20 protein-coding genes are annotated in these 23,078 nt (G+C 63.5%); 9 read left to right on the top strand and 11 right to left on the bottom strand.

Annotated elements, in window-relative coordinates:
* Positions 1-127: 127 nt before the first annotated feature.
* Together RI03_RS25325 and RI03_RS03630 are read right to left on the bottom strand one after the other, a co-directional pair.
* Entirely contained in the window at positions 128-304 is a 177-nt protein-coding gene (locus tag RI03_RS25325; protein ID WP_081504195.1) for an NAD(P)H-binding protein, read from the bottom strand.
* Positions 305-333: 29 nt separating this feature from the next.
* Positions 334-1,068, bottom strand: coding sequence for a class I SAM-dependent methyltransferase (locus RI03_RS03630; RefSeq protein WP_010215276.1), 735 nt, complete (start codon positions 1,066-1,068; stop codon positions 334-336).
* 118 nt (positions 1,069-1,186) lie between these two features.
* Between RI03_RS03630 and RI03_RS03625 the strand changes: the two genes are divergently transcribed.
* Both RI03_RS03625 and RI03_RS03620 read left to right on the top strand, forming a co-directional pair.
* Positions 1,187-1,816 (top strand): TetR/AcrR family transcriptional regulator, encoded by a 630-nt coding sequence (locus RI03_RS03625; protein WP_037514730.1) that lies wholly within the window; start codon positions 1,187-1,189, stop codon positions 1,814-1,816.
* A complete protein-coding gene (locus tag RI03_RS03620) occupies positions 1,813-2,391 on the top strand; it encodes a YdeI/OmpD-associated family protein (protein WP_010215270.1) in 579 nt (192 codons plus the stop codon). The genes RI03_RS03625 and RI03_RS03620 overlap by 4 nt, the downstream gene beginning before the upstream one ends.
* A gap of 85 nt (positions 2,392-2,476) precedes the next feature.
* Here the strand turns inward: RI03_RS03620 and RI03_RS03615 are convergent, their stop codons facing one another.
* Positions 2,477-2,887: a GFA family protein gene (locus RI03_RS03615; protein WP_010215269.1), complete on the bottom strand. Its 411-nt coding sequence runs from the start codon at positions 2,885-2,887 to the stop codon at positions 2,477-2,479.
* 91 nt (positions 2,888-2,978) lie between these two features.
* On the opposite strand from RI03_RS03615, the gene RI03_RS03610 reads away from it, so the two are divergent.
* The 3 genes from RI03_RS03610 (at position 2,979) to RI03_RS03600 (ending at position 6,080) form a co-directional block, all read left to right on the top strand.
* Positions 2,979-3,656: a TetR/AcrR family transcriptional regulator gene (locus RI03_RS03610; RefSeq protein WP_081504193.1), complete on the top strand. Its 678-nt coding sequence runs from the start codon at positions 2,979-2,981 to the stop codon at positions 3,654-3,656.
* Positions 3,657-3,964: 308 nt separating this feature from the next.
* Positions 3,965-4,882 carry a tyrosine-type recombinase/integrase gene (locus RI03_RS03605; protein ID WP_010215265.1) on the top strand — a complete coding sequence of 306 codons (918 nt, stop codon included), beginning with the start codon at positions 3,965-3,967 and terminating at the stop codon, positions 4,880-4,882.
* 4 nt (positions 4,883-4,886) lie between these two features.
* A complete protein-coding gene (locus RI03_RS03600) occupies positions 4,887-6,080 on the top strand; it encodes an IS91 family transposase (protein ID WP_010215264.1) in 1,194 nt (397 codons plus the stop codon).
* 467 nt (positions 6,081-6,547) lie between these two features.
* Here RI03_RS03600 and RI03_RS23435 read toward each other — a convergent pair whose 3' ends face one another.
* Positions 6,548-6,988: a hypothetical protein gene (locus RI03_RS23435; RefSeq protein ID WP_138995601.1), complete on the bottom strand. Its 441-nt coding sequence runs from the start codon at positions 6,986-6,988 to the stop codon at positions 6,548-6,550.
* 214 nt (positions 6,989-7,202) lie between these two features.
* Entirely contained in the window at positions 7,203-7,781 is a 579-nt protein-coding gene (locus tag RI03_RS03595) for a hypothetical protein (RefSeq protein WP_051007228.1), read from the bottom strand.
* Positions 7,782-8,413: 632 nt separating this feature from the next.
* Between RI03_RS03595 and RI03_RS24495 the strand changes: the two genes are divergently transcribed.
* From RI03_RS24495 to RI03_RS03585, 3 genes are all read left to right on the top strand, one after another.
* Positions 8,414-9,460, top strand: a complete 1,047-nt coding sequence (locus RI03_RS24495) for a TonB-dependent receptor plug domain-containing protein (RefSeq protein WP_238542239.1) — start codon at positions 8,414-8,416, stop codon at positions 9,458-9,460.
* Entirely contained in the window at positions 9,346-10,980 is a 1,635-nt protein-coding gene (locus RI03_RS03590; protein WP_051007227.1) for a TonB-dependent receptor domain-containing protein, read from the top strand. Before RI03_RS24495 ends, RI03_RS03590 begins: the two co-directional genes overlap by 115 nt.
* Positions 10,981-11,051: 71 nt before the next feature.
* Positions 11,052-13,070, top strand: a complete 2,019-nt coding sequence (locus RI03_RS03585) for a hypothetical protein (protein WP_010215261.1) — start codon at positions 11,052-11,054, stop codon at positions 13,068-13,070.
* A gap of 42 nt (positions 13,071-13,112) precedes the next feature.
* Here the strand turns inward: RI03_RS03585 and RI03_RS03580 are convergent, their stop codons facing one another.
* Together RI03_RS03580 and RI03_RS03575 are read right to left on the bottom strand one after the other, a co-directional pair.
* Positions 13,113-13,787 (bottom strand): DUF6445 family protein, encoded by a 675-nt coding sequence (locus RI03_RS03580; protein ID WP_010215260.1) that lies wholly within the window; start codon positions 13,785-13,787, stop codon positions 13,113-13,115.
* The gene (locus RI03_RS03575; protein WP_010215258.1) at positions 13,784-15,283 is read right to left on the bottom strand and encodes a tryptophan halogenase family protein; all 1,500 of its coding nucleotides are present in this window, start codon (positions 15,281-15,283) and stop codon (positions 13,784-13,786) included. The genes RI03_RS03580 and RI03_RS03575 overlap by 4 nt, the downstream gene beginning before the upstream one ends.
* Before the next feature lie 646 nt (positions 15,284-15,929).
* Here RI03_RS03575 and RI03_RS03570 point away from each other — a divergent pair.
* On the top strand, positions 15,930-16,982 hold the full coding sequence (locus tag RI03_RS03570) for an IS110 family transposase (protein WP_010215256.1): 1,053 nt from the start codon (positions 15,930-15,932) through the stop codon (positions 16,980-16,982).
* Positions 16,983-17,705: 723 nt separating this feature from the next.
* Here RI03_RS03570 and RI03_RS03565 read toward each other — a convergent pair.
* From RI03_RS03565 to RI03_RS03555, 4 genes are all read right to left on the bottom strand, one after another.
* On the bottom strand, positions 17,706-18,017 hold the full coding sequence (locus RI03_RS03565; RefSeq protein WP_010215255.1) for a hypothetical protein: 312 nt from the start codon (positions 18,015-18,017) through the stop codon (positions 17,706-17,708).
* Positions 18,018-19,332: 1,315 nt separating this feature from the next.
* Positions 19,333-20,613, bottom strand: coding sequence for a hypothetical protein (locus tag RI03_RS24490; protein WP_238542238.1), 1,281 nt, complete (start codon positions 20,611-20,613; stop codon positions 19,333-19,335).
* Complete coding sequence (locus tag RI03_RS24485; protein ID WP_238542237.1) at positions 20,595-22,154, bottom strand: YncE family protein; 1,560 nt, start codon at positions 22,152-22,154, stop codon at positions 20,595-20,597. The genes RI03_RS24490 and RI03_RS24485 overlap by 19 nt, the downstream gene beginning before the upstream one ends.
* Before the next feature lie 692 nt (positions 22,155-22,846).
* A partial coding sequence (locus RI03_RS03555; RefSeq protein ID WP_010215252.1) for an integrase core domain-containing protein occupies positions 22,847-23,078 on the bottom strand: 232 nt, incomplete at its 5' end.

Below are 23,078 nucleotides of genomic sequence, written 5' to 3'. Positions count from 1 at the left end.
GGCCCGCCGATGCTGCGACGACGCGGGTGGTCGAGCCTTGAAGCGCGTTCGTAGCGGCGTTGGCGAACCTGTCATGATACTCGTGTGCATCGTTCCAAAGATTGCCCGGACGACTTTGCGGGATGCATCAGAAGACCGACTTCGCACCTTGAAACCCGCGTTTCAGGTCGTCCACGTTGTCGAGCGAACCTGCGATCACCTCGCACTGCTCGAGGGCATGCTTGGATAATTTGTCCGGATTATGCGAGATGACGCGGACTTTCTCTCCGCGATCAAGCAACTGAGCGAGGACACGCGAGCCGATCCGTCAGTTCGGGGTGTTTACGGTAATCATCATGTGTCCTTTCGAGGTGAGAGCGACTTGTCGGCGACCAGAATCCACATAAGCGACAGCGCGACGCCGAAGGCGGGCTTAGACTGGACGATTGTCAGGCCCGCGGCCTTGAAGGCAGCGGCGTAGGCATGGGTCGGCACGTAATCGCCGATCACGACCCGCCCGCCAGGTTTGAGGACGCGGGCTATCTCGTGGCAGGCTCGCGCCTGACCGACCTTGCCCTCGATATTGTGGATGCACAGCAGCGACACCGCGCGATCGAAACTGGCGTCGGGAAATGCAAGCTCGCGCGCGTCACCGGTTTGCACATTGACCCGGGCCGCGACGCTTTCGGCCATCACGTTCCGCATGGTAGTCGCGGCGGCGTTATTGGAGAGGTCTTTCGACGCCCACAGGTCGATTCCGACGACCTTGCCATGCTGCATCCGCTTCGCCGCGCCGACCAGCAGCAGGCCCGCGCCCGTCCCCACATCAAGCACGGTTTCGTCGCCGCGCAGCTTGGCAAGATCCAGGATATGCTCGCGCGTGCGGACCTTCCCGAAAAAGGCATATATGACCATCAGCAGCCCCAAGGACATCGGCACCGCGCCGAGCAGCGCGACGAGGATGCCGCAGTAGCGCCACGCGCCGGGTGCAAGCGCGACGATCACACAGCCGAGCGCGACGACCGCCCCGCCCCCGAGCGAGAGGCCGAGCATGATGCCCGGCGCATCGAAGCCATAGTGCGCGCGCATGGGAGTGGTTCGCTGCGTCATTTTGGCTATCAGATCCTGCCATGGCGATTCGTGGACGGCTCCGTATAGTATTTGACGGCATGTATGGCGGTCAAGACGCGACCGGGTATTAGGAACGATGACGACGACACGCGGACCAGGAAGGCCAAGGGATCAGGCAAAGGGCGTAGCGATCCTTGACGCCGGATGGGCGCTGTTCCTCGAGCGCGGCGTCGGGGCGGTGTCTATCGAGGCCATCGCGGCGCGGGCGGGCGTATCAAAGATGACGGTCTACAAGCACTTCACCGACAAACACGCTTTGTTCGAGGAAGCGGTGTTACGCGAGATGCGCGCGATCAAAACGATGCAGATCGTCCAGCCAACCAGCCAGGCGGACGATCTTAAGGGCGCGCTGCGGGCGTTTGGGATCGGGATCATGTCCTATCTGGCGACCGGCGCCGCAGTCGACTTCTACAACGTGCTGGCCGGCGAGCTGCGTCGCCACCCCGATATTGCGCGAACCTTTTACGACATAGGTCCGGGGCGGACGATCTCGAATTTGGCGTCGATCCTGGCGGGCGCAGGAGATCGACTTGTGATCGACGACCCGATAAAAGCAGCGGAGGCGTTGTTCGGTTTGTGGCAGGGGGCAAGCAACTTTCAGCTATCGCTTGGCGTCGATGCCGAGGGAGCCGGTCAAGCCATCGCCGAACGGGTCGATTATGGCATCGCGATTTTCATGCGTGCTTTCTCGCGTCCCGCCCCATGATACCAACCGAGCGATTCGAGCAGGTTGAAGTGGCGAGCCTTAACGAGCTGCGGCTGTGGCTGGCGGCCAACCACGAGCGCGACGAGGGCGTCTGGCTGGTCAGGTTCAAGAAGAACGTCGCGGCCAAGTTCATCAACCGGCTCGACGTACTCGACGAGCTGCTGTGCTACGGGTGGGTCGATGGCATAGCCCGAAAGCTGGAAGACGCACGGACCATGCAGCTCATATTTCCGCGCAAGCAGCACGCTTGGGCGCAGAGCTATAAGGATCGGGCGGCGCGTCTTGAGCTTGAAGGTCGCATCAAGGAGCCAGGCCGGGCCGCGATCAAACGATCGCAGCAATTAGGTCAGTGGAATTCTTACGCTCCCGTAGACGCGCTGTTGGTGCCGGATGATCTACGTTCCGCGTTGCGTGCCGACCGTGGTGCGGAAGCCTTTTTCGATGCCACTGCTCCCTCCTATCGCCGGAATGTCCTGCGTTGGATCAGCCAGGCCAAAAAGCCCTATACCCGAGCGCGACGTATCGCCACCACGGCGGAGCGCTCCGGGCGTGGCGAGAAGTTGCCGCAGATGTAATTGCCGGTGTCACAACCGCTTGGTTGTGACACCGGAAGGCCGCGTTTTAACTTGCGATCTGCAATGTGCCGTTCCCCTCGCTAGGCTACCACTCCGTTGCCATCTCCGGGAACGATTTGATGTTCTGGTCGGGGCGATCCCACGCTGGCGCTCTTGAGACGTACATTTGAAGCTGTGGTTCAATCACCGACCTGTCGTCGAGCGTACCTGCCCTAATCACAACGAGTCCCTGCAGTTTTTCCGGGCGGGTGAAGAGCGTCGAGCCGCAGGTCCCGCAGAAGAACTTGGTCAACCGGTTCCCGTCGTCGGACATCTTCGTGTATTCCGAGAGGATGCCCGTCAGCTTAAGGCCCGCGTCGGGCACCGCGACGGTCGTGATGTGACCCGTTCCGCTCTCGTTACTGCAATCCTTGCAGTAGCATTTCCCCATGAATGCGGACGGCAGGTTCGACTCGTAATGGACTTGGCCACAGAGGCACTTTCCGGTCAGTCGCATAGCTTCGTCCTTGTACTCTCGTATTGATGTGAAGATCGGTAGGCGGCATCTTTGGTCCGCAGCCGATTATTGAACGGAACCGTCGAATAATATGCCCTCGCCTACGCCGTCAATACCCCCGGCAGACAAAGGGCCGGTACGCCGTTCCGCAGGCCGTCCCCGCGACCCAGCCAAGCTGGAAGCGATCCTGGATGCAGGTTGGGCGCTGTTCCTTGAGCGCGGTGTCGAGGCGGTGCCGATGGAAGCGATAGCGGCGCGCGCGCGCGTGTCGAAGGGTACGCTCTACGCCAGCTTTGTTGATAAGACGGCGCTCTTCGAGGCGGCGATGCTGCGCGAAACGGAGCGGATTGAGGTGGCCCAGAGGTTCGCGGCGACAGAGGTTTTCGATGCGCCACTGAGCGACACGCTTCGCGCGTTCGGAATTGGTATCATGAACTTTCTGGCAAGCGATCAGGCGATCGGCTTCTACGGCGCGCTCTCCGCCGACGTCCGGCGTCACCCAGACCTATCGCACGCCTTTTGGGAGCTGGGTCCCGGCCGCACGCGCGCAAATCTCGCCACCATTTTAGCTAAAGCCGGGGAACGCGGTGAAATCGAGATAGACGATCCCGGTCATGCCGCTGAAGCACTGTTCGGGCTATGGCAGGGCTTCAGCAATCTCCAGCTCGCGCTTGAAGGCGGCACCGACGACGCGCGTGCCGCGATTGCGGATCGGGTAGAGCGCGGCATCGCGATCTTCATGCGCGCGCATCGCGGAGGCCGTCCCTAGCCAAGGTATGCTTCCGTCGTGTCACAACCGGTCGGTCTTAACGCTGCCGAACCGACCACCGTTTTCCAAGCGTTTGCGTGTGTCAGAAACCCGGTTGAAAATGTCCGCTCCCGAGATCAGCAACTTGCGTCGGCGACGACCGCCTTTGGGTCGTCACCGGACGCCCGGACTCTTGACCGCTCGGACCCAATGCACGAAGCCGCTGCGCGGCAGTGGTGTTCGCGGTGAGGTAGCGCGCCGGCGCTGAGGTTTGGCCGCGCGGAAGCGGTGGCGGACGATGGAGTTCCTTCAACAAGAGGAACTTCGCTATGACGCCTCAACCGACCGACCGACCCTTTACCCCGCTGCGTCAGCGCATGCTCGACGACATGGCGATGCGTGCCATGCACGCGCGGACCCAGCACGACTATGTCCGTCACGTCCGCGCCTTCGCGGCCTTCCTCGGACGTTCGCCCGACACCGCGACCGCCGAGGATGTACGCCGCTTCCAGCTTCACCAGCGCGAGCATGGTGTCGGGGAAGGCTCGATCAACGGCTCGGTGTCGGCGCTGCGCTTCCTGTTCGAGGTGACACTCGAGCGACCTGATCTGTCGCGGCGGCTGGTGCTGGCGCGTCGTCCCAGGAAGCTGCCCGACGTGCTGAGCGTCGATGAGGTGGCCAGGCTGCTCGAGGCGGCACCGGGCATCAAGTACCGCGCGGCGCTGGGCGTTGCCTATGGCGCCGGCCTGCGCGTGTCGGAAGTCGCGCATCTCAAGGCCGACGATATCGACAGCAAGCGGATGCTGATCCGGATCGAGGAGGGCAAGGGGCGCAAGGACCGCAACGCGATGCTGTCGCCGCAACTGCTCGAGTTGCTGCGGCTGTGGTGGCGCGAGGGCAAGCGGCGCAGCGTCCTGCTGCCGCACGGCTGGCTGTTCCCCGGGCGCAGCTACACCGATCCGATCTCGACGCGGCAGCTCCATCGCGCCGTCTGCGAGGCAGCCGAGGCGGCCGGGATCCGCAAGCGCGTGAGCCCGCACACGCTGAGGCACAGCTTCGCCACCCACCTGCTCGAACAGGATGTCGATATCCGCGTGATCCAGGTATTGCTCGGGCACAGCAAGCTCGAGACGACCGCGCTCTACACCAAGGTCGCCACCCGCACGATCCGCGCGGTCACCAGTCCGCTCGACCGGCTGATGGCGCTGATGGAGGGCCAAGAGACACCAGGGCCACCCGCCGGTTGAACCGGTGCGCGCCTCGGTCGAGGTCGCCGACATCTTCCGTGCTGCCGGGCCAGCGTACCGGGCAACCCATGCCGGGCATCTGAGCCTGCACCAGCTCAAGGTCATGTCGGCGATCGAGCATTGTCGCACCGCCGTCATGGGCGGGCACGTCGAGGCCTGCACCGACTGCGGGCATTGGCGGGTTGCCTATAACAGTTGTCGGAACCGGCATTGTCCCAGGTGCCAGGGTGCCGCCGCGCGCGCCTGGCTCGCCGAGCGCGAGGCCGACCTGCTGCCGGTCGGATACTTCCATGTCGTGTTCACGCTGCCTGCCCAGGTCGCCGACATCGCGTTCCACAACAAGGCGCTGGTCTACGACCTGCTGTTCAAGGCCGCGTCCGAGACGATGCTGACGATCGCCGCCGACCCGAAGCATCTCGGCGCCCGCATCGGCATCACCGCGGTGCTGCACACCTGGGGGTCCGCGATGACCCACCATCCGCATGTCCACATTATCGTGCCCGGCGGCGGCATCGCGCGGGACGGCACGCGCTGGATATCCTCACGGCCGGCGTTCCTGCTGCCGGTCAAGGTGTTGGGCAAGCTGTTCCGCCGCCTATTCCTGACCCGGCTGATGGCGCTGCACGCGGCGGGGCGGCTCGCCTTCTTCGGCGCCCTCGCGCACCTGGCCGACCGCCGCGCCTTCCTGCGGCACCTGTCGTCGGTCCGCAAAAAGAACTGGGTGGTCTACGCCAAGCCGCCGTTCGCTGGGCCGCAAGCAGTGCTCGCCTATCTGTCGCGCTACACCCACCGGGTCGCGATCTCGAACAGTCGGCTGCTCGCCTTCGACGGGGCCGGCGTCACCATGCGCTACAAAGACTATCGCCGCGACGGTGCCGATCGGCAGCAGGTGATGACGCTGGCGACGCACGAGTTCATCCGCCGCTTCCTGCTCCATGTCCTGCCGCGCGGGTTCCACCGCATCCGCCATTACGGTCTGCTCGCCGGCGCCACCCGCAAGGCGCACCTCGAACACGCCCGCCAGTTGCTCGGCATCGCGCCGCCGCCCGATAACGAGACGCCCGACGAGCCGACCGATGTCCGGCCGCCTTGCCCCTGCTGCGGCGGGCACATGGTCGTCATCGAGACCTTCGAGCGCTGGCGCCAGCCACGCGCACCGCCACACTCCACCGCATCGACCGGGACCACCGCGCCATGACCCGGCATGGCTCAGCCCAACCGCGCTCCGAAAGTCCCGTGCTTCCGGCGGCGATGTCGCTCGCGTTGGCGACAACGCCAGCCGAGCCGGCGCCGATCTCAAGCCCCGACACTGGTCACCAGCTACGCGGTACATCGCCCCTGCACCCTACGTTCCGACCGCCGATGCGAGTCTCGCACGCCGATGCGACCACCGCACGACAGGGCGAAAACCGAAATCCCCATAGGTAAGCGCTCGTGGCCCGCGGCTTCCTGCTTTGGAGGATATCGTTCGCCTGCCGGCATCCGATATCCTTCACAATGTCAGACCTTCACGCCGCCCATAGTGCTCCCTAACTTCCGCCACTCGTTCATCTCGGCAAACGGCCGATTGCGAGCAAGCCAGTTTCGCAGATGAACGGCACAACCTGGTGGTTAGGCGACTGGCAGCTTTTCGCGAGGCGGGGCCGGTTAGCGGACCTTCGACTTTCAGGCGTGCAAAGGACTGGGCGATGGAAAAATGGAATAGTCTCCACCGCTTGCAAACGCGTCGCCGATTTCAGGCTCTCCATCGTTGAGAGCGTAAGGGAAGAAAACGGTCACAGAGTAGTTAGCGCGGTGGTCTAGGTTTAGCGCGATTGCGTCGGTCTTTTCGCTTGCTCCCGGCGGCACCACCCGAACGTCGTAGACCAATGCTGTCGCGACGAAATCGCCATCGGCAGCACCGGCTTTGAAAGCAGCTTGTAGAGTATCGATCAGGTTCCGTGATCGTGAGTGATCCTCGCCATCATCTACCGCGACGGATACAATCTCTCCATCGGGCAGCATCTGGGCACCGAAAGGCAAAAACTCACCATGCTCCCGCAGCATCTGCTCGGCGAATGGCAGCGCCGCATTCAGTAGCTGGTTGCAATCGTCCTTGGCTGGCATCGCAGGTCCATCATCTGGGCGTTCGCCCAACTATGACCGAAAGGCGGCAGCAAGCGCAACATCCGCTATCGAGGCCTATCAGCGACGGCTTGAACGGCGATAAGTGGTCGATTCGAGAGCGACCGCTTTTGCGCTTGATAGCTGCCGGACAGCTTTCGTGCGTCGTGACCGCGCTCCACCCCGCGAACGGCGATAAATGGTGGTGAGCGGACGCTCACCCGGTACGGATCGGATAGCCGATCTCAGACAAATCTCGCATGAGCGTTGGATAGTCAGTTGCCGAATTGAGTGACGTGGCCAGCGCTAGGGTCATTGGAGCGTGGCGATAGATCGCCGCCACCGACCGAACATCATACTCTGCTTCATAATAGTCGCGGGCGAATGACAGGTATGAGGCCGGATCGTCATCAAGTTCTGACATCATCTCAGCTGATCCGTCATCGACCGCTAAAAGCTGAGGGACTTGCGCGAGATCCCAGTGATCACTCATTGTGGTACGCCAGCAGCAAAACGTAACTCGGTTCGGCGAGAATGCTGGCTCCGTAGTACCACCGATTAAACCGGGTGGCACACTGCCGTAGAAATAATCTGATTTTAGGGTTTCATCCCAGAGTTCGTGGTCAAAACCCTTAATGAAGGCCCCCGTATCGTTAAAAAGGACAAACATCTCGTCGCCCGAGCCGTTGCGCCTCGAGCCCATCATCTCGCCGTCACCCCAGCGAGAATTAAAGGAGAAATAGCGGTATTCCCACTCAGGAGAGATTATCGCGTCAAGCGCCGCAAGAGCTTGCATCAACTCCTTTAACCGTAAGGGAGATGGGAGCTTGATCAGATTATTCGTGCTTGGGTGAGACATCTCGGCCGATCAATTGATCCTATTAAACGGCGTTCTTTCATCCCAGCCCAATGTCTGCAAGTGGGCGGCAGCCGGCCGGCAGCTTTTGTGGCGGCTTGGACCCACAAAGCGACATTCAGTGGTGCTTTCGCCACTCCCAACTTCAGACATCTGTTCATCTTGGCAAAACGCGCCATTTTGCCGCCGCCGAGACTCGCAACAAAGGGTTGAATGTAGGAATTTGCAGCCGGTGCAGTTTTTGACTGGCGCTAAAAGCGGGCTTAGGGCGATGAGGCATTACGTCGCTAGTCCACGCTCGCGCTGCGAGGGAATGACCAAGCAATACGGGTCGCCAAGTTCGCGTGGCGGACCTAGGGCGTCGCGCGAAGGACCTTACAGGGCCGCCACCCTACGAGCGTTTCTGTGAACGTTACCGCCGAATCCCTTGAAGTGTGGCGATAATGCAACGAAGCCGCACAATCAGTCGCTTCGCGCCTTCCACGATTGCAATCGATTGCTGAACCTGGAATCTGTATGCAGTCATTGTCTTGTGGGCCTCGATAGAAGGCCGTTTGTCTGAGGGGATTCCCGTGCGTAACCGTGTCACCATCCGCAGCCTGCTTTTCGCTGGCAGCGCTACGATCGCCTTCCCGGTCTTGGCCCAAACCGCCACCCCGCAGGACCCCGCCGCCGCGCAGCCCGCCGCCGCCCCGCAGGACGTCGCGCCGGTACAGGACGGCGCGGCACCCGCGGCAACCGACAATCAGGACATCGTCGTTACTGGCCAGACCAGCCGCAACCGCGCGCTGATTACCGCGTCGGCGGACATTACGCTCGCGTCCCGCGCCGACATCGACCGCAAGGCCCCGCGCTCGACCGCCGACATGCTCGAGCTAGTCCCCGGTATCTTCGTCGAAAGTACCGCGGGTTCGGTCTCGAACAACTATTCGGTCCGCGGCCTGCAGGGCGGCGGACAGCGCTTCGTCCAGCTCCAGGAAGACGGCTTGCCGATCCTGTACAGCGGCGGCGGGGCCGACTTCTTTTTCGATCAGGATCTGACGATCGACCGGCTCGAGGCGGTCAAGGGCGGGTCGTCGGGCGTGCTCACCGTCAACGGCGCGGGGGCGACGATCAACTTCGTCTCCAAGCGCCCCAATTTCGACCATGCCGAGGGCATGGCGCGCGTGACCGCGTATAATTACGGCCTGAAGCGCGGCGATTTCTATTATTCGCAGCCGATCAGCGACAAGCTCGCGTTCAGCGTCGGCGGCTATGTCCAGTCGAACCCCGGCGTACGCGACAATCCGGTCGATTATCCGGGCTGGCGGATCAAGGGTACGCTCGAGTACAAGTTCGACGGCGGCGGCTACATGAGCCTGTCCGCCAAGGGCGGCGAGGTCAAGAACGCCTTCTACGCCGACCAGCCCTATCGCTTCACTAACGGCAAGCCCGCCGGTATCCCAGCCTCGACACGCAATTCGGCAATGTTGGCGGCGACGCCTTCACCAACATTGCGGTGCCGGTGTCGACCAATGCGCACGCCAGTGGGTTCCGCCCGTTCCGCTACGACCAGGGGATTGTCGCCAAGACTGCGCAGGTCCGCTTCGACATCGAAAAGCCTGCCAGCGATTCGATAAACCTGTTCCTGCACACACGTTATCTGAAGTATTCGTATGACTTCAACGGTCTATTCCCCGGTTCCGGGACCGGCAACGCAGGCCTTGCCAGCGCACTAGCCTATTTGACGCCGGGAGCGTCCTCGCCGATCAACGACCTGTTGACCGCCGGGCAGGCTGCCTTCCCGACCGCAACGCATTTTGGGATTAAGGACCTGCGCACCGGGGTGCTGATCGGATCGGATCAAGCCGCGACGCTTAACGCGCTTAACGGCAACGGCTTCCTGCAGCGCACGACGCTCAACCACGACTATATCGACGGGCGCGATTTCGGGCTCAACATCGGCGGCCGCTGGGATGTTGATACCGGCCGGTTCAAGAACTCGCTCACCGTCGGCGTGATGTACTACAACGTCAAGCGCGAGCAGGATCAGTCCGCAACCGCAAGCGTCGTCAACGATGTCAAGACTAACAGTGACATCTACGACGTTGTCGCGCTCAACGCCGCCAATGCGGTGGTCGGCACGCTGAGCGACAACGGCCTAGTATCCTACGGCGACTGGGGCGCTGGCATCCGGATACGCAAGGATTCGGCGGTCTCGCTTTATGCGAACGACGAACTTTCGTTCGGCGATCTGCATATCGACGGCGGCATCCGCTGGGAGAATGACGACGCGACGGCGATCGACGGCAATGCCGCGATGGTCAACCAGCAGGTCCAGCCCGGCGTCGTCGGCGTGGTGCGGACGGTGGGCTCGACCTTCGACGGAACCTACACAACGCTCAATCGCACGCACGCCAAGGCCGCCTATACTGTCGGTGCCAACTATCTGATCACCCCCCGTTTCGCTCTATATGCGCGCTACGCCAAGGGGTTCCAGACCAATACCACCGATCCGATCACAACGATTGAGCTGTACGAGGCGGGCGTTCGCTACAATTACGGCCGCCTGTTCAGCGGGTCGGCTACGGTGTTCCGCACCAATTTCAAGAACCAGAACTACAATTTCGCCGATCCGACCAACCCGACGGTGCAGAGCAACATCAACGCCGACCTCACCACCAAGGGGATCGAACTCGACGCCAGCATCCGCCCGGTCGCGTGGTTCTCGCTCGACCTGCAGGGCGTGTTGCAGGAGCCCAAGCTGGTCAATCTGCAGATCGACGGTGCCGATCAGGCGGGCTTCACCGGCAACCGGCCTGAGCGCACCCCGGCCAAGTTGTTCACGATCACCCCGACGTTCAAGCTCCCGCACGGGCTGGGTGAGGTGTACGGGCGTTACAAGTATATCGGTCGGATCTTCGCTGATGCCGGCAATGGCGTCGCGCTGCCGAGCTATGGCGTGACCAGTGCGGGCATCACCTTCAACCTGACCGAGCGCCTTCAGGCGACCTTCAACGCGGACAATATTTTCAACGTCATCGGCCTGACCGAGGGCAACCCGCGGCAGGGGCAGACGCAGGCGGTCACCGACGGGTATTTCTACGCCCGTGGGATTGTCGGCACGACCTACGGCGGCACGATCACGATGAAGTTCTGAACGACACGGCGGGACGGACGGGGCGGGAACGCGGCACCGCGTTTCCGCCCGTTTGCTGAAGGAATAGCACTATGAACGAGATGTTGCGGCTGTCGGCGGTGGCGCTGGTGACCTTGGCGAGCGGCAGCGTCGCGCAACAGGCGGTTCGCCCGGAGCTCGCCTATCAGGTCCCCGAGGGCAGGAACCTCAATGCGTTCGTTCGCGACAAGGCGGTAGCGGCGCATCTGCTCCTCCGCAACGGCACCGACCCGCGCATTCTCGTCGCCTTCCCTGCGGGCAACAGCGGCGTCGGCCTGTGGTTCGAGCCCACCGCCAAGCCCGTGACGTGGCGGCTCGACACCCTGCCCGTGCCGCTCAACCGGGGTGCGCGGCACGGCGTCGTCGCGATCGCGAGCATTGCCGCGCCGCGCCTTGTGCCGAAGCAGGCAGTCCTCTCCAGCATCCGCTTCCTGCGGGACTATCAGGCGGTCGGGCGCTTCCCCGCAGACGTCGCCGCGACGCCGACGATGACCGGCGACACGATCACCTATCGCCGCGATCGACTCGACGGGGCACCCGGCTATACGCTCGCGGTGCGCGTGCTTAGTGGGCGGATCGCGCAGGGCGGCATCGTCGCCGGCGCGGACGGGCGGATCAGGATCGAGATCACTGCGCTGACCGGCGAGACCCCGCTGACGCCGATCCCGCTCGAACACTTGCTGAACGCCAGCGCCGCCGCCGACCCCGCCGCGCGCAACGCGCTTGCGTTCCTCAGCTACCGCGAAAAGTTCCTCGCGGGATCGTGGCGGTTCGACACCTATTTCGGGCGCGACACGCTGATGTCGGTGCGGCTGCTGATGCCCGCGCTTCAGCCGGGGTCGATCGAGGCCGGGCTCAACGCGATCATCGCGCGGCTGTCGCCGGGCGGCGAAGTCGCGCATGAGGAGGGGATCGGCGAGTTCGCGGTGGCCGAGAACCGCAAGGCGGGCCGCAGCGGTGCCGCCGCCGACCTCGACTACGGCATGGTTGACGACGACTACATGCTCGCCCCCATCGCCGCCGATTATCTGCTCGGCCCCGGGCAGGCGCGCGCCCGCGCCTATCTCGCCACGCCGGTGGCGAGCGAGAGCCAGACCGGCAAGAGCGAAGCGGTCGGCGCGGCGCTGGTGCGCAACCTGCGCTTCGTGCTCGCGCAAAGCCGCGCCTTCGCCGCCACGCCGACATGGCGCAATCTGATCGCGATCAAGACCGGCCGGATGACAGGCGAATGGCGCGACAGCAACGAGGGGCTCGGCGGCGGCGTCTATGCCTATGACGTCAACGCAGCCCTCGTGCCCGCAGCGCTCGAGGCGGCGGTTCGCCTGCAACGGGCGGGCCTGCTCGATCAGTACCTGACGCCCGCCGACCGCGCCGCCTTCGCAGCCGTCGGCGCCGCCGCGCACGTCTGGCGCGCGAAGGCCCCCGCGCTGTTCCAGGTTTCGATCCCCGCCGCGGCGGCGACCGCACAGGTCCGCCGCTATGCCACGACGCTCGGCGTCCCGGCGGCGGCACCGGTCGTGGCGCTCGGCCAGCAGCCTCTGGTGTTCCACGCCTTGTCGTTGAACGCCGATGGCACGCCCGTCCCGATCCTCAATTCCGACGAAGGCTTCGCGCTGCTGTTCGGTGAGCCATCGGCGGCCGATCTCGACACGTATGTCGGCGCGATCATGCGGCCCTTCCCCGCCGGGCTGATGACCGACGTCGGGTTGGTCGTTGCCAACGCCGCCTTTGCCGACGCGGCAGCGCAGACGCGCTTTACCCCTGGGGCATATCACGGCGCGGTGGTGTGGTCGTGGCAGCAGGCGCTGCTCGCGGCGGGGCTCGAGCGGCAACGCGCGCGGACCGACCTTCCGGCGGCGACGCGGGCGCGGCTGGTGACGGCGCAAGCAGCATTGTGGAAGGCAATCGGCGCAACGCGCGCGGTGCAGAGTTCGGAGCTATGGTCCTGGGCATTCCGCGGCGGGCGCTACGAGGTCGTTCCCTTCGGCGCGGGCAAGGCCGATGTCGATGAATCGAACGCCGCGCAATTGTGGAGCACGGTGTATCTCGCGGTCCAGCCGCCGCGCGGGTGAGTGGAGGGTGATCCGCACCATCTCTCCCCGTTCAAAGGTCCCCTAAACCGCCGCCGAAAGGAACCCGGTCACCGTCAGCCGCCCGGTCACCGGATCGTCTGACAGGGCATCCGGCCTGATCGCGCCCGAGTGGAGCATCCGACTGCGATATAGCAAAGCGCGGTTATAGACCCCCGGCACCGAAGCGGTCTGTTCGAACAGCGCGGTATCACCCGTGATGTATGAGTCCGGCACCGCGCCCCCGGCAAGATCGCGATTTAGACGCGCGAAATATGCCGCGCTGCGCGTCGCATCGACGGTTTCGTACCCGGTCGCACGGTGGCGGTAGAACGCCGTACCATCGGTCCCGCCGGGGACGAGATAATGAACCAGCGCCAGTCGCCCCGGTTCCAGCGCATCGACATGCGGGAGCCGTTGCTCGATCGACAAATGGGTCGGCATCGCCGTGACGATCGAGAAGTCGGCCTCGAGGATCGACACCTTCCCCGTGACGCCGAACACTTCACGCAGGATACTGCCGATCAGCGGACCTTGCGTGTGCATATAGTCGGCGGGAAGCGCCGCCTTGATCCCGGGATAATGCCGCCCCGCCGGAGCATAGCCCTGTTCCGCCGCGAACCGGCGCAAAGCGTCGGGATCCGGCGCGAAATGGTCGATGATCGCGATCGGCTCCCCCTCCCGGCCAACCCGTCGCGCGACGACCGACGGTCCGCTCACGCTACCGCGCCGGTTAGCACCCGGATCGCCGCATCGTGAAGCGGCAGGGTCGGGACGGCCCGCGCGATAACGGCTTCGATTTGGTCGAGCTGCCCCCGGTTGGTCGCACCGTCGATCGTATCCGCGAGCGGCACATGCCCCTGCGCCGCGACGCCTTGACCGTTCAGCACCGCAAGCCAGCTAGCCTCGCGGAACAGCTCCTCGGGCTCGAGCATCAGCCGCCCGGTGCGGCGATAGTGCGCCATCTTGTTTTGCAACGTCTCGGGCACCGCCATCGCCCGCGTGTGCTGCCAGAGCGCCGCGTCATGCCCCTGCGTCGCGTGATAATGCAGGATCAGGAAATCGCGTATCCCGTCCATATCGCGCCCGAGCAACGCATTATACTGCCGCGCCAGCGCCGGGTCGCAGTCGGCGTCGGGGAACAGCGTGATTAACTTGGCGATCCCGCTCTGGATCAGATGGATGCTGGTCGATTCAAGCGGCTCGAGGAACCCCGAGGACAAACCGATCGCGACGACGTTGCCGCGCCACGCCTCGCGCCGGAACCCCGCGGTGAAGCGCAGCATCCGGGGGTCGGCAAGCGCTTCCCCGTCAAGGTTGGCGAGCAAGGTCGCTGTCGCCTCGTCGTCCGACACGAAGGCGCTCGCATAGACATAGCCATTGCCGGTGCGATGCTGGAGTGGGATCCGCCATTGCCATCCGGCGTCGCGCCGGGTCGAACGCGTGAACGGCGTCGTCTCGGCCAGACGCGCGCACGGTACCGCGACCGCGCGATCGCACGGCAGCCACTGCGACCAGTCCTCGAACGGCGCGCCCATCGCCTCGCCGATCAGCAAGGCGCGGAAGCCCGAGCAATCGACGAACAGATCGCCCTCCAGCGTCTCGCCCTGGTCGGTCGCGAGCGCGGTCACGAAGGACGTGGCCGAATCGCGCTCGATGCGCGCGAGCATGCCTTCGTGCCGCGTGACCCCGCGCGCCTCGGCCAGCTTACGCAGGTGCCCCGCATACAGTCCCGCATCGAAATGATAGGCATAACCGAGTGTCGACAGAATTGACCGCGCATCCCCGACCGGCTTGGCAAACCGTCCCGCCTCGGCCAGTTGCGTCGCAAGCGAATACGCCGAGAGCGGACGGTCCAGCCCATCGGCCTGCGCTCGCAACCAGCGCTGGTGGAACGGCACCGTCCCGAGATCGACGCCATAGCGCCCGAACGGGTGGAAATAGCGATGTCCCGGGCGCGTCCAATCAACGAACTCGATTCCGAGCTTGAAACTTGCCCTCGTCTCGCGAACGAAGGCGGCTTCGTCGAGCCCGATCAGCTCGTTGAACCAGTGGATCGTCGGGATCGTCGCCTCGCCCACCCCGACCGTGCCGATGGCATCGGACTCGAGCACGCTGATTGAAACCGCCTCGCCATAGGTCGCACTCAATGCCGCGGCGGTCATCCAACCCGCGGTGCCACCCCCGAGAATGACGATCTTGTTAACTCTCTTCACACGCCAACCTTCCCGAACGCGATACGCTACAGGTCAGGACACAGCTTCATCGCGAGCATCCCGAGCCCTGCTACTGCGGTCCTATTGCGCTAATCCGACAGGTGCAATGCATTGCAAACGCACAAGACAGAGCCCGTCGTTTCGGCGTTTGCGGCTGCGCCGCGGCACCTTACACGGCGCTCCGGCCGCAGCGGTGTAACCGTCAAGGCTTAAGGCGTCAGGTACGCAAGGAAGGTCGATAAAGAGGTATCGCGCAACGGTCAGAAGACGGGGTTGGGAAAACCAGGGAAATGTCCGAGCGCCTCGAGCGCGCAAGTTCAGTCTGGACCCGATGCGCGATCTCCATACAGGCCAGCAGCCGTGATGATGGCTGCATCAACAGGCCGGACACACGGAAGCACCTGAACCTGCGCGAACAAATTCTTCGAAAACCCCTTATATCCAGCGGGGCGTCTACACACGGACATCCTTTCATGTCCGCTTGACGCCTGTACGAGCGGCTGAGGAATGAGGCGAAGTGGGACGAAGATGGTGTATCGCGGCGGCTGCATTTCTTACGTTAGATGGTGAGATTGCAGCCCCTTAACATACGCTGCTTAGACCAGGGTCGACCTGACCTCGTGCATCGAGGGAAGGAGTGTGAGCGATGGCGCATTTTGTGGGTCTGGACGTCTTTGTAAAGGAGACGTCGGTGTGCGTGGTGGACGATGCCGGCAACGTCGTGTGGGAGCGCAAAGTGCCGACCGAGCCGGATGACATTGCCGTCCTGTTGACGTCAGTCGGTGGTGATTACGTGAGAGTTGGAATCGAAGCTGGTCCGTTGTCGCAGTGGCTGGTGAACGGTCTCGCCGAGGCGGGCCTACTGGTTATTTGCGTCGAGACCTGGCACATGAAGGCGCTGTTGCAGGCGCAGCAAATCAACAAATCCGATCGTAACGATGCCCGCGGGATTGCGCAGATGATGCGGGTCGGCCTGTTCAAGCCGGTGCACGTGAAGACGCTGGCCGCGCAGGAACAGCGGATGCTGCTGACCAGCTGCAAGCTGGTGCAGCGCAAGCTGATCGACATCGAGCCCGACATGCGCGGCACGCAGCGCAACTTCGGCCTCAAGGTCGGCGTCGTCAGCACGATCGGCTATGAGGCCCGTATCCGTCAACTGGTCGAGGGCTTTCCGCGGCTGGCGGCGATCATCGAGCCGTTGCTGACGGGGCGGCGGGTAATGCGCCAGCAGCTGGCCACGCTCCATAAGTTGCTGCTCGATACGGTCCGGCACGATCCAGTGTGCCGGCGCTTGATGACCGCACCCGGCGTCGGCCCGGTGGTGGCACTCACCTATCGTGCCTCGATCGACCAGCCTCAGCGGTTCGTTCATTCTACGGCGGTTGGCGCGCATGTCGGGCTGACACCGCGACGGCATCAGTCGGGCGAGATCGACTATGACGGCGGCATCTCCAAATCTGGCGACTCTATGCTGCGCACGGTGCTGTACGAAGCGGCGCAAGTCTTGCTGACCCAAAGTCGGCATTGGTCTTGGCTCAAGGCTTGGGGGATGAAAGTCGCACAGCGCTGTGGCATGCGGCGGGCGATAGTCGCCGTTGCGCGCCGCCTGGCCGTCGAGCTTCACCGGATGTGGACTGATGGCACCGACTTCCGCTGGGGTAGCGAACCCGGCACCGCAGTCGCCGTCGCTACCGCCTGACCCGATTTTAAACAGGAGCTTTGACGGTTCTGCCTCGGTAGGAAGAGGTCCTCACGGGGACGAAGGTGGTGTGAGATCGAAACGACCGCAGCCTACCGATAAAGGCGTTACTAAGGTTGATCCACGCCGCTTTGTCTTACCCATCATGGGGCGGCTTCGTGCCGACCCCGGAGAGAAGCACGAACCCCGTGTGGTGACTTTAAGCTCGGCAGAAAACAGTATTTGCACTTCGTCGCCTGCCAATCCGTCACGACCGGCGCACTCGCGGCGGCGGAGAGTGGCGTCTGCCTCTTGATGCAAGCCGATAGAGAAGCCGTCGTTCGCAAGCCCGATGGCGGATGTCGGCGCCCGGCAGCAGCTGAGATTCGAGGGTTCGAGTATCCTGCTAACGAACGAGTAGGAGCGCCGCGCGTTGTCGAAACGCACGGGGCGGGAGAGTGCGCACTGTTCGCACTCGTCGCCAAACTCAGCCTGAAATCGTGGCGCCACGGTAGGTCCCTGGACGTCATCGACGCCGAGCGGCCGCTTGCGAGCGACCTTGCCGCGCCGTTGCAAGCGACCGGAACAGCGACGACCCGCACGAAAGGCAGCGGTCGAGCCCGGCCAGTCCGTCGAGCTGGATACCAGCTCAGTCGACCGGCACGGGCAGCTTGTCCTCGCCTGCTCCAACACGTCCCGCCCCAGGTCGGAGAAGTTCGGCACAAGTTGGCCGTATTGATCACGCTATCGTGCCAGGGTCGCCCTCCCCGCTCGCACGGCGGAGCTGAGCCACGATGCGAGGCTCGGCCATGTCACCTCGACCGGATCGGCGCAGGCTTGCTCGGCGTGGCTTAGTTCGGGCGTGAAGGTCAGCCCCTTGCGATCGAAGCCGATGTCCCAATAGTCGGCACCGTCCAGCGCCTCGCGGCAGTCGGCCTCGATCTCGCCGGCTCGGGCTAGCAGGAAGCGACGGAAGGACGGGCTCACGGTTGGAGTGTTCTTGGCCGCCGGATCGCGGATGAGCGCGGCACCGGTGAGCCAGCTGTCCAGATACACTGCGGCGCCCGTCGCTAAGCTCGGCGGCAAGCCAGCGTGACGTGATCAGGGTTGGCGCCAGCGAAGCATGATAGTCGCCGTCGGTGCCGTGCGCATCTAGGCCGTTCGTTATGCAGCCACGCCACTCTTCCGTCTTGCCCGGCACGCGTGCGTGCAGCTCCGCGTTGATGCGCCGAGTTGCGGGATCGGCGCCGAGCAGTTCGAATCCATCGAGTGCGATATCTGGAAACGCCGGTCCTGCGGAGTAGGAGAGCGCCCGATATGTGACGCCGCCCTGCCGCTTCATTGATGCGGTGAGGCGCAGCGGTCGCCAACGCGGCCCATTGAACGCCGCGCTACCGCATGACCCCTCATCGGTCGGGGTGGCTACGCGCGTGAGGCGGAATGGCAGCGTCCGAGCGCCGGCACTCCATGTCCCTGACAGCCGCCCCGCACCGACCGTGTCGAAGGTCTAGCGCGGTTGCGACTGCCCGCGCGGAAGTGCTCATCCTTCCAACCAGACCTTGCTCGTGCCCTGCTGATCCAGCGAGATCGTACGTAGCTTCGACAGGTAGTAATATGAGCCCAACGAATAGGCGTCGCCAACACGGGCCAGGCACGCGCGCACGGGCAGCGAGCCTATCGTGCAGCTCCAGACGCCCCGCCAAGCCGGCGGCGGAGGATCGGAAGCAGCCAGCGGCGCCGACAACGCCAAAAGGACGGCGGCTACGCTCATGCTTCCTCGACCAGCTTCAGCATCGCCGCACCGAGGCTTAGCGGCCGTAGGCAATTGGCCACAGCAGGCAGGCGCCTGGACACGGGATCGAGGCAACCTGATATTGGCTGAAGCGCTCTACCCCTCTCGCCCCGCCTCGCCATCAAGCTCCGTCGATGTCGCTTGTCCCAATCGCCCATGCGCCGCCTCCTGTTCGCCCATCTAGCCTACTCCTGTCCCGTCGACTTGCCCACCCGAGAGGAATCTCTGGAGGCGAAGAGGTAGCCCTGCTGCTGGGCAGGCTGCATGCACTTAATCAAGCGCCAAGCCGATGACAGCAGGCAGTGCTGATCGACGGCAGGGCATGAGCGACTGGGGTGCTGCCGCGGCATCGAGCCGCGATTAGATCGCTACCCGCTATCGGGCGGCTCTTGGGATGTCTCGCAAAGCGATGGGACGGCGACAATTGGGGGCACTGCGGCCGGACCGCTCAATGTGAAGGGAACGGCCGGTTCCGGCAGGAGTAGTCATTCACGCACGCGTCGTGGAACGGCCTGAGTTGGTCGACTACTGTCGTCGCCTCTTGGGACTTTCCCGCCATCCGTGCTCTGACAGCGTGGCTTACTTTGCGGCGAAGGCGGGACCGCAATGGGTGTCAGCGCCGTCGACAAGGAAACGGCGGTTGGCGCGCAAGTCTGTGCTAGGCCGATTGACCGGCTCCGGCCCAGCCCCCAGCCCCTTCCACAATGCGGCGTTGAACTTCGCCGTGTCGAGATGGTCCTCGGTTCGAAAATCCTGCCCCTTCATTGCCGCAGCCCAGTATTCGGAGTCGTGCAGGGGGCCGCATACCGATGCGGCCGCGACGAAACGCTCCACCTCGATCGGCAGCTTCGTATCGCGCAATACGTCGGACGCGGTCGCGCGGAAGCTCCAGGCCGACGTCGCCGGATCGAACAGATCGGCCATCGGTATCGCGAGTGAATCGTTAAGGCCCAGCGGCGCCAGACCGAGCACCGCCTCGATCGTCCGCAGCATGTTGATCGTCGTGTAACGAGTCGAGATTAGCTCATGCTGTTTCACCATTGGCCCCACCACGAACGCCAGGCTGCGCCGGGCATCGACATGGTCCGCACCGTTCTGCGCATCATCCTCAATCACGAAGATCAGCGTCGAGTCGCGCGCCTTCCCGTCCGCGACGGCTTCCACGACGCGGCCGACGGCATAATCGTTGTCGGCCATTTCGGTTTCGACCGTATTCACGCCGTCGAGCGCGTCCTCAAAGTCGCCGAAATGGTCATGGCTTAGACGCAACAAGGTCAATGTCGGCAGAGTGCCGGCGGTCGCCATCGCATTATATTCGCGCTGCCATTCCAGCATCCGCCAATAATCGGGCATCTTCTGGTCGAAGCCGCGAAAATAGGGGTCACTGCGGCTGGCGAGCAACCGGTCTCCGGGCGTGTAGATCCGTGTCTTCGTCTTGGCCGGTTCGCGCACTAAGGGCACGGTGCCCGGCGCGCCCGCGTCATAGATCGATGCGTCTGAAAAGCCGTAATTTCGAACGCTGAGCCCGGCGCGTATCGCCGCGTCCCACAGGAATCCCTGGCCGCGATCGTCATCATCGCCGTTGCCATCGGGCGCGGTCAGGAGTGCCGGCCCGGGCATCAGATCGGGATCCTTGGCCAGCGCCGGGTTGGTGGCCTGGCGTTCGGCCATCGTCTGCTGCGTGTAGACGAAGCGATCCGCCTCCTCCGCTTCATAGGCGAGACCGCGCTGTGCATAGTTCACTGGCGCGGTCTTTTCGAGGAGATCGGGCACGCGGCCTGCGGTCGTCCATGTCCAGCCGGTGCTCGACTGTTCGCCGCTGTCGTAGAAATTGTCGAGCGTCACGAACTGGCGAGCCAACTGGTGGTGATTGGGCGACAGACGCGCCCCGAGGATCGCCAGTTTGGGGTCGCCGTTGCCAACTTCGAGGTCGCCGAGCACTGATCGTAGGTGCGGTTTTCCTTCACGATGAATATCACGTGCTTGATCCGCGCGCGCACCGCCGCCATCCGCGCTTCGGCGGCCACACGGTCGGCGTTGCGTAATAGCCCGACATTGTCGGCGACCTGCAGTGTGGTACGGGACAATTGCCGCTCGGTCGGCATCGGAAACTGCAACAGCCCTGACTTTTCGAGCTGAAAGATATATTGGTTCGCCGCGCCGCATGCGTTGGGCTGGCCGCGATAGATCGCGAGCTTCGGCGCGCAGCCCGCTGGATTTGGCCCCGGCGGGCTCTTGCGATTGGCGACGAAGACCCGCCGGCCATCCGCGCTGGTCGCGACGGCGCTGGGGTACCAGCCGGTCGGAACCAGCGCCGTCACTGCCAGTTCCGCGCCGGTCGGGACGACGACGGCGAGCGCGTTGACGCCGCCCAACGTCACGAGCAGCCGACCGTCGTGCGCCTGCGCGATCGCATTGGGATTGAGCCCCTTGCGGACAGGCTCGGCGCCCAGCGCGGCGGGGAAGCCGAGGCGCGGTTCGGCGATCAGCCGCCCCGTCGCCAGATCGACAACGGCCAGCCGGTCGGCGTTGTCTTCGGTCGCGTAGAGCCGATGCGCAGTGCGGTCGTGTAGCAACGCGGTTGGCTCGCCGATCGTGGCGATCCGCCGCGTCACCTTCAGCGTGTCAGCGCTGATCGAGAGGCCGACCAATTGCCGATCGCGCGGTGTCGAAACCCAGGCCTCGCCCGCGCTCGTCCACGCCACCGCGAACGGGAACTCGCCGCCAGGCTTGCCGATATTCGCCGAATCGATCTTGCCCGGCCGCAGATCCTGTTCGGCCAGCACGCTGCCGCCGGCTAGGTCGATCAGCGACACGGAATCATTATAGTAATTAGCGACGATTGCCCTGCGTCCGTCGGCGCTGACCGCGATGCCCGCCGCCTGCGGTTTCACCGCTGCGCCGTTGCCCGTCTTGTGCCCCAACGTGATCGGCGGCGCGATTTCGGCAAAGGCGCTGCCCCGGCGCGCGAAGCGATGCACCACATCGTCGACGCCACCGCCGACCACGAATCCCGATCCGTCCGGCAACCAGGCTATCCCGGAATAGCTGTTCGGCACGCGCAACGTCTGCCGCAGTCGGCTGCCCCGCGCATCGATCGCGTAAAGCAGGATGTATTGCTGCGACTGATTGGAAACGACCTTGCCGTCGGCGCCATTGTAACGATTGAAGCCGCTGGTCATCAGCAGCATCTGCCGCCGATCAGGGCTGACGACCATCGCCGCCGCACCATCGGCGACATAGTCGGGATGCGGGCCGACATGCGTCACTAGCGCGTCGAACCGCGCGCCGGGCGTGACAAGCGGGCTCAGCGATTGACCGGTGGGCAGTTGCTGTCCGCCCTGGGTGGCCGTCGAACACGCGGCGAAGATCATCAGTGATATAACGGACCAGCGCTTCATATTCGTCGCCCTTCTTGGACAGCGCATACGCTGCCGTTGTGACACAATGGCGGCAAGGACTTATCAATCGATGGGGCAGAGGAGCGTGACAGCCTTTCGTATCGCCCTTCTCATGCAATATAATAAATCGGGCGCGTTGCCGATGGTCATCTCCTCGATTTGTAAACGGCGGCTGGTGTCACGAGCGGACGTTTGGAAATGGACGGCGGAATGACCGGGTCTAGTCGAAAGCCGCCGCCAGGTTCGCGCAGCGCTGACCCAGTCCCGGACATTCACGTCCAACTTTTGGCTTCCCAGCTTCTGCCTTTCGTTCCGTTTGAGATTTTGGCTTGAACTTGATGTTTGCAGACTAGGTGTTTTCGAGCCCGAGCCACAAAAACAGGCGTTAAGATCCTTTATCGCCGCTCGCAAGAAAGGCGGTCGCAATTTCGTGGACTTTAAACAGGGCCGTATGCTTAGTGAATATAATTCTAAGTGTATGCAGATAGTCCTTTCACATTCGTCATTAAAAGATGGGAGGCCGGCCCCACCATCTCCTGGCAGACCATAAATTGCTTTTGCCAGCAGGCCCGGTATCGGTATGCCGCTTTCATCCACTACTTATCGTAAAAAGCTATGGCACATTCGAACCTGCCATCGTTCATTATCCTGAAGCGCCAACTCGTGCATCTCAAATTCAACCGGTAGATCGACTAGGTGTTTAGTCCCGGCATCTGATGGATCGGATCGACGATGAACCTGTCCGGCTCTGAACTCCAGATTTTAGCGATGTATTCGTAAGGCGTGAGGCCACTGAGCGTTTTGAGCCGACGGGCGAAATTGTAAGCCGCCATGAAGTCGGCGAGGTGCACCCGTAACTGCTCGTGGCTTTCATAGTGGAAGCGTTTGACAGTCGCCTCCTTGATGGTTCGGTTCATCCGCTCC

Source organism: Sphingomonas sp. PAMC 26621, from assembly GCF_000251145.1.
Classification (GTDB): Bacteria; Pseudomonadota; Alphaproteobacteria; order Sphingomonadales; family Sphingomonadaceae; genus Sphingomonas.
The sequence above is the reverse complement of the archived record's forward strand: the minus strand, read 5'-3'. Positions and strand labels throughout refer to the sequence as shown.

Coding starts and splice junctions, on each gene's coding strand:
- RI03_RS03585 (WP_010215261.1), top strand. CDS start 11,052: ATGAACGAGATGTTGCGGCTGTCGGCGGTGGCGCTGGTGACCTTGGCG.
- RI03_RS03605 (WP_010215265.1), top strand. CDS start 3,965: ATGACGCCTCAACCGACCGACCGACCCTTTACCCCGCTGCGTCAGCGC.
- RI03_RS03615 (WP_010215269.1), bottom strand. CDS start 2,887: ATGCGACTGACCGGAAAGTGCCTCTGTGGCCAAGTCCATTACGAGTCG.
- RI03_RS03620 (WP_010215270.1), top strand. CDS start 1,813: ATGATACCAACCGAGCGATTCGAGCAGGTTGAAGTGGCGAGCCTTAAC.
- RI03_RS03625 (WP_037514730.1), top strand. CDS start 1,187: ATGACGACGACACGCGGACCAGGAAGGCCAAGGGATCAGGCAAAGGGC.
- RI03_RS03630 (WP_010215276.1), bottom strand. CDS start 1,068: ATGCGCGCGCACTATGGCTTCGATGCGCCGGGCATCATGCTCGGCCTC.
- RI03_RS03610 (WP_081504193.1), top strand. CDS start 2,979: ATGCCCTCGCCTACGCCGTCAATACCCCCGGCAGACAAAGGGCCGGTA.
- RI03_RS24485 (WP_238542237.1), bottom strand. CDS start 22,154: ATGAAGCGCTGGTCCGTTATATCACTGATGATCTTCGCCGCGTGTTCG.
- RI03_RS03595 (WP_051007228.1), bottom strand. CDS start 7,781: ATGCAAGCTCTTGCGGCGCTTGACGCGATAATCTCTCCTGAGTGGGAA.
- RI03_RS03570 (WP_010215256.1), top strand. CDS start 15,930: ATGGCGCATTTTGTGGGTCTGGACGTCTTTGTAAAGGAGACGTCGGTG.
- RI03_RS23435 (WP_138995601.1), bottom strand. CDS start 6,988: ATGCCAGCCAAGGACGATTGCAACCAGCTACTGAATGCGGCGCTGCCA.